The sequence below is a fragment of the Kitasatospora sp. NPDC059160 genome, from assembly GCF_042755465.1.
Classification (GTDB): domain Bacteria; phylum Actinomycetota; class Actinomycetes; order Streptomycetales; family Streptomycetaceae; genus Kitasatospora.
On sequence record NZ_JBHZCN010000013.1, the window covers coordinates 94,828 to 100,827 of the forward strand.

Sequence of the window (6,000 nt, forward strand, 5' to 3'; positions counted from 1 at the left end):
GCCGTGAAAGGCACCCCCGTGACTCCCAACCCCCCTGTGCGCAGAGGCCGTCGCTTCGGCCCGCTGCCGTGGATCGCCCCGGCCGTGCTGCTGATCCTCGCCGTGGTGCTGTGGCCGGTGTACGAGATGGTCCGCACCTCGTTCCTGCGGGTCAGCACCAGCGGCTTCGTCCGCGGCTCGGCCGGACTGGACAAGTACCGCAAGCTGTTCGACGAGACGGACCTCGGCCACGTCCTGCTGGCCACGGTGGCCTGGACCCTCGCCGTGGTCGGCCTGACCATGCTGCTGTCGCTCGCCCTGGCCCAGCTGTTCGACCAGCGCTTCCCCGGCCGCCGCTACGCCCGCTGGGCGCTGATCGCGCCGTGGGCGGCGTCCGTGCTGATGACCGCGATCGGCTTCCGCTGGATGCTGGACCGGACGGCGGGCGTGCTGAACACCGTCATGACCGACCTCGGGCTGGTCGACGGCCCGCGGGACTGGCTGGGCGACCCCTCGACGGCCTGGCCCTGGATGGTCTTCGTCGCCGTGTTCGTCTCCCTCCCGTTCACCACCTACACCCTGCTGGCCGGTCTGCAGACCGTGCCCGCCGAGGTGTACGAGGCGGCCCGGGTGGACGGCGCCTCGGCCTGGCAGGCGTACCGGCGGATCACCCTGCCGCTGCTGCGCCCGGCGTTCCTGGTCGGCCTGGTGATCAACCTGATCAACGTCTTCAACTCCTTCCCGGTGATCTGGGGCATGACCCAGGGCGGCCCGAGCAGCGACACGGCCACCAGCACGGTGTTCATGTACCAGTTGAAGTCCACCGACATCGGGGAGTCCGCGGCGATGTCGGTGGTCAACTTCGCCCTCGTGGTGCTGATGGTGCTGGCCTTCCTCAAGGTCAGCCGCTGGAACCAGGAGGAGAGCTGATGCCGCGCCAGAAACGTTGGAGGCCGCGCACCCTGGCCCTCGCGGGGGCGGCCTGGCTGCTGGCCGCGGTCTTCCTGTTCCCGTACCTGGAGATGGTCGTCACCGCGCTGCGCCCGGCCGACGAGCTGCGCGACGCGACGTACCTGCCACGGCACTTCGCCTGGTCCAACTTCGTCGGCGTGTGGCAGGAGTCCACGCTCGGCGACAACCTGCGGGTCACCCTGCTGGTGGCCGGCGGCTCCACCCTGCTGGCGCTGCTGGTCGCGCTGCCCGCCGCCTACTACACCGCCCGGGTGCGCTACCGGGGCCGCCGACTGTTCCTGCTGCTGGTGCTGGTGACCCAGATGTTCCAGCCGACCTCCCTGCTGGTGGGCCTCTACCGGGAGTTCTACCAGCTGTCCATGCTCAACTCGGTCTGGACGCTGATCCTCTGCAACGCCGCCTTCAACCTGGCCTTCGCGGTCTGGATCCTCACCGCGTACATCTCCTCGATCCCGGTGGAGCTGGAGGAGGCCGCCCTGCTCGACGGCCTGAGCCGGATCGGGGCGCTGCGCCGGGTGGTGCTGCCGCTGGCCCTGCCGGGCGTGGTCACGGCGGTGATCTTCACCTTCATCTCCGCCTGGAACGAGTTCGTCATGGGCCTGACGCTGTCCACCGATCCGGGCAGCCAGCCGCTGACCGTCGGGATCAACAGCTTCATCGGCAACTACACCGTCCAGTGGAACTACCTGTTCGCCGGCTCGGTCGTCGCGATCGTGCCGGTGGTGGTGCTGTTCGCGCTGATCGAGCGGCACGTGGTCTCCGGCCTGACCGCCGGATCCGTCAAGTAGCGCTTCCCGTCAGCAGATAGACCCTCCCCCGAGCCCCCGAGCCCCCGAGTCGACAGGAGAACCCCCGTGCGCCTGCTCCGACCCCAGCTCCGCCGGGCCGCCCTCGCGGCAGCCCTGACCAGCCTCGCCGCCGTCACCGGCCCCGTCGTGCCGGCCCACGCCGCCGGCCCGCCCGCTGCCGTCCTGGACGGCAGCCACCAGAACGTCACCTGGCAGAGCCCCACCTACGCCAAGGGCACCCTCGGCGGCGCCACCTCCTGCCCCGCCGTCGCCCAGGACCCGGACGGCGCGGTCTGCGCCCGCTTCGACCTGACGGTGAACGTCCCGAACGGCTACTGGGACGACAACCCCGAGGGCGGCGTCCCGATCTCCGTCCAGTGGCAGAACCCCACCGACGACTTCGACCTGTACATCTACGACGCCAACGGCAAGGAGGTCGCCGAGAGCGCGGGCACCGCCGACCCGGAGGCGACGGTGATCCCCAAGGCCTCCGGCACCTACCACGTCCTGGTCGTCCCGTACGACGTGCACGGCGGCTCCTTCACCGGCCGCGCCTACCTGCCGCAGACCGCCGACGCCGGCGACCTCACCTCGTTCAGCGGCGGCAAGGGCAGCTACGACATCGCCGCCGGCACCCTCAAGGCCAAGGTCGACTTCCTCGCCGACGACCAACTGCGGCTGCGCGCCGCGCCGGACGGCACCATCACCGACCCGGCGGGCAGCACCATCATCCGCAAGCAGCCCGAACTCCAGCCCCGCACCTCCTCGTTCGATGCCGGCGACTACTACGGCATCCGCTCCGGCCACGTCGTACTGCGGGTCTACAAGCACCCGCTGCGGTTCGGCCTCTACCAGGCCGACAACCGCACCGCGATCTGGCAGGAGAACGCCCCGATGCGCTGGTCCACCAGCGGCCTGCGGCAGAGCCTGACCCGCGGCACCGACGAGCAGTTCTTCGGCGGCGGCGAGCAGAACGGCAGCTTCTCGCACCGCGACCAGGTGGTCCACGTCGCCAACAGCACCAACTGGAACGAGGGCGGCTACAACAACTCCCAGCCCTTCTACGTCTCCAGCGGCGGCTACGGCGTCTTCCGCAACACCTTCGCCCCCGGAATCTACGACTTCGGCTCGCCGGTGCGCACCGGCCAGCAGGAACGGCGCCTGGACGCCTACTACTTCACCGGGGACGTCAAGTCCGTCATCGGCCAGTACACCTCGCTGGTCGGCAAGCCCTTCATGCCGCCGGTCTACGGCCTGGAACCCGGCGATTCCGACTGCTACCTGCACAACGCCAACCGCGGCGAGCGCCACACCACCGACGCCCTCAAGGTCGCCGACGGCTACGTGCAGAACCAGATGCCGCTCGGCTGGATGCTGGTCAACGACGGCTACGGCTGCGGCTACGAGAACCTCCCGCAGACCGGCGACGGCCTGCGCAAGGACCACGCCCAGCTCGGCCTGTGGACCCAGAACGGCCTGCCCAACCAGGCCGAGGAGGTCAAGGCCGGGGTCCGGGTCCGCAAGCTCGACGTCGCCTGGGTCGGCAACGGCTACGACTTCGCGCTGAACGCCTGCGACCAGGCCAAGGCCGGCATCGAGGACAACAGCGACGCCCGCGGCTTCGTCTGGCTGCCGGTCTCCTGGGCCGGCGCCCAGCGCTGCGGCGTGCTGTGGAGCGGCGACCAGAGCCTGTCCTGGGACTACATCCGCTGGCAGATCCCCACCTACGCGGGCGCCACCATGTCCGGCATCGCCTACGACACCGGGGACGTCGGCTCGATCTTCCGCCGCGACCCCAAGATGTACACCCGCGACCTCCAGTGGAAGGCCTTCCTGCCGACCATCATGACCATGGACGGCTGGGCCAAGGACATGACCGGCAAGGAGCAGCGCGACCAGCAGCCCTGGCTGGACGGCGAGCCCTACACCTCGATCAACCGCAAGTACCTCCAGCTCAAGGAACGCCTGCTGCCGTACATGTACACCCTGTCCGCCGAGGCCACCCGCACCGGCATCGGCGCCGTCCGCCCGCTCGCCCTGGAGTACCCGCACGACAAGGCCGCGCTCGGCCCGAACGCCACGTACGAGTTCCTCGCCGGGCCGGACTTCCTGGTCGCCCCGGTCTACTCCGACACCTCGGTGCGCAACGGCATCTACCTGCCCGAGGGCACCTGGACCGACTACTGGACCGGGCGCACCTACCAGGGCCCCACCACCATCGACGACTACTCCGCCCCGCTGGACACCCTGCCGGTGTTCGTCAAGGGCGGCGCCATCGTCCCGATGTGGCCGCAGGGCACGCTGTCCTGGCAGAACCGCGACAAGGGCGAACTCGACTACGACCTCTACCCGAAGGGCGACTCCTCGTACACCCTGTACGAGGACGACGGCGTCACCCGCCAGTACAACGCCGGCTCCTCCGCGACCCAGCAGGTCGAGGTCCACGCCCACGGGCCCGTCACCACCGTCGAGGTCGGCGCCAGCGAGGGCAGCTACACCGGCAAGCCGGACGCCCGCTCGTACCGCTTCACCGTGCACGGCCAGTCCGCCCCGCGCCTGGTCGTCACCCAGGGCGGCCGGCTCCCCGAACTCCACTCGGCCGCCGCCCTCGACACCGCTGCCTCCGGCTGGTTCTTCGACACGGCGACGGGCGTGACCCACGTCAAGACCCCGTCGGTCCCCACCGACGACGAGTTCTCGCTCCACCTGATCCACTGAACCCTTGACGCTGAGGCCCCCGGGGAACCACCCGGGGGCCTCGGCGTCGGCGGGCCCCGGCCGCTCCGGTGCTCAGGAGGTTCCGGTCGCGGCCCAGAGCCTCCCGAGCGCGGCCATGCGGCGCAGAACGGGGACGGGGATGGCGGGGTTGCGGACGGCGTGCTCGGCGCTGTCGGCTTCGAGCAGCAGCGTCACCAGCAGATCCGGCGGTAGGGCGGGGTTGAGCCGGACCCGCCGGCGCACGCCTCCGTCGGTGTCGGTGACGAGCCGCCGGAGCGATTCCGGCGAGAGGCGCCGGTCCTGGGCGGCAGCCGCGCGGACGAGCGGATCGGGGTCGCGGCCGAGCTGCTCGACGAGGGCGCCGGTCGAGGCCGGGTCGTCGAGGGCGAGGGCCCGCAGGCGCGGGTTCGGGTCCGTCGCGTAGCGCAGCAGGCCCGCGCGGGGGAAGTTGGGGTGGTTGTGCGGTCGGCCGGGGAAGGACAGGCTCCCGTCCCACCAGGCGGCCACGTCCAGCAGCAGCTCCGGTGGAGCGTCGTCGCACGACTCGGCGAGGAAGAGCCGCACGACCCGGTCCCGGTCGCGGGCGAGCCCGGCCACCACGTCCGCGGGCAGGCGCGGCGCCCTGGCGACGCTGCGGCGGATCAGCAGGTTCGGCGAGGCCGCGAGCTGACGCATGGCGTCGGCGTCCCCGTGCAGGGCGCCGATCCACCACAGCGCCGTCGTTTGGCCCTCCGGGTCGATGTCGGGGACGTCGGCGGCCATCGCCGCGATCTCCTCCGGCGTCCCGGGCGGCGTGGCGTCGGGGTGCGGGGCGCGGCCGACGCCGCGGCCACCGCGGGAGAGCCGCCGGGCGGCCAGTTGCTCGCCCGCGAGCTCCTTGAAGAGCCCTCGTAGCCCGGCACCCGGCGTGGCGGCGACGAGCCGGTCCCACTGTGCGGCGGAGAGGCGACCGGATTCCGCGGCGATGACGCGCACGCGCCTGGCCCCGTGGACGACCACGGCGTCCACGACCTCGGGCGGCAGGTCCTCCCGCCAGAGGAAGCCGGCTTCCTCGGCGTCCAGGAGGCTCAGGAGCACGTCGACGGGCGCCGAGCGGTTGAAACCGAGCCCGGAGAGCCAGGAACGGGCCACGTCCCGATCGAGGTCGGTGGCCGCGGTCAACCTGCTCCAGGCCTCGTCGGGCACGTCGGGCACGTCGGCAGCGTGTACATGGGTCGTCCCGGTCATTGGCCAAAGGCTAGAGCACCGGACCGGCCGCCCCGGCCCGAGGGCAGGGGGAGCGCATTCACCGGGGGGACCGCCCGGAACGTCGTAAAGCTGCTCGACAGCCGGATGCCAGCCCGAACAACCCCCGCCGCCTCCCGCCCGTTCGAGCCCATTCCGACCGCGACACGGGTCCGCCGGGGACACCGGCCGGTCGGGTGCGGAAGGGTGAGGCCGCCGCCCGTCCCCGGGGTGCGCGGGGTGGGGGCGCGGCGGGGGTGCGTGGGGGCGCCCCACGGCGGGGGGGGCCCCCTCGCGGGACGTCGGGGGGTACCGTAAG

At 71.8% G+C, this 6,000-nt stretch carries 4 protein-coding genes; 3 read left to right on the forward strand and 1 reads right to left on the reverse strand.

Going from position 1 to position 6,000, the window contains the following annotated elements; all coding sequences use genetic code 11:
• Positions 1–36 precede the first annotated feature (36 nt).
• The 3 genes from ACFXOZ_RS08240 to ACFXOZ_RS08250 all read left to right on the forward strand — a co-directional run bounded on the left by ACFXOZ_RS08240 (position 37) and on the right by ACFXOZ_RS08250 (position 4,457).
• A complete protein-coding gene (locus tag ACFXOZ_RS08240) occupies positions 37–909 on the forward strand; it encodes a carbohydrate ABC transporter permease (RefSeq protein ID WP_380588507.1) in 873 nt (290 codons plus the stop codon).
• Positions 909–1,739: a carbohydrate ABC transporter permease gene (locus ACFXOZ_RS08245; protein ID WP_380588510.1), complete on the forward strand. Its 831-nt coding sequence runs from the start codon at positions 909–911 to the stop codon at positions 1,737–1,739. The genes ACFXOZ_RS08240 and ACFXOZ_RS08245 overlap by 1 nt, the downstream gene beginning before the upstream one ends.
• 66 nt (positions 1,740–1,805) lie before the next feature.
• Entirely contained in the window at positions 1,806–4,457 is a 2,652-nt protein-coding gene (locus ACFXOZ_RS08250) for a TIM-barrel domain-containing protein (protein ID WP_380526529.1), read from the forward strand.
• A 72-nt stretch (positions 4,458–4,529) separates the two neighbouring features.
• Here the strand turns inward: ACFXOZ_RS08250 and ACFXOZ_RS08255 are convergent, their stop codons facing one another.
• Positions 4,530–5,651, reverse strand: coding sequence for a hypothetical protein (locus tag ACFXOZ_RS08255; RefSeq protein ID WP_380588512.1), 1,122 nt, complete (start codon positions 5,649–5,651; stop codon positions 4,530–4,532).
• Between the last annotated feature and the right edge of the window lie 349 nt (positions 5,652–6,000).

Excerpts from the sequence above, each read along its gene's own strand:
- ACFXOZ_RS08245 (WP_380588510.1), top strand. The coding sequence starts at position 909 with ATGCCGCGCCAGAAACGTTGGAGGCCGCGCACCCTGGCCCTCGCGGGG.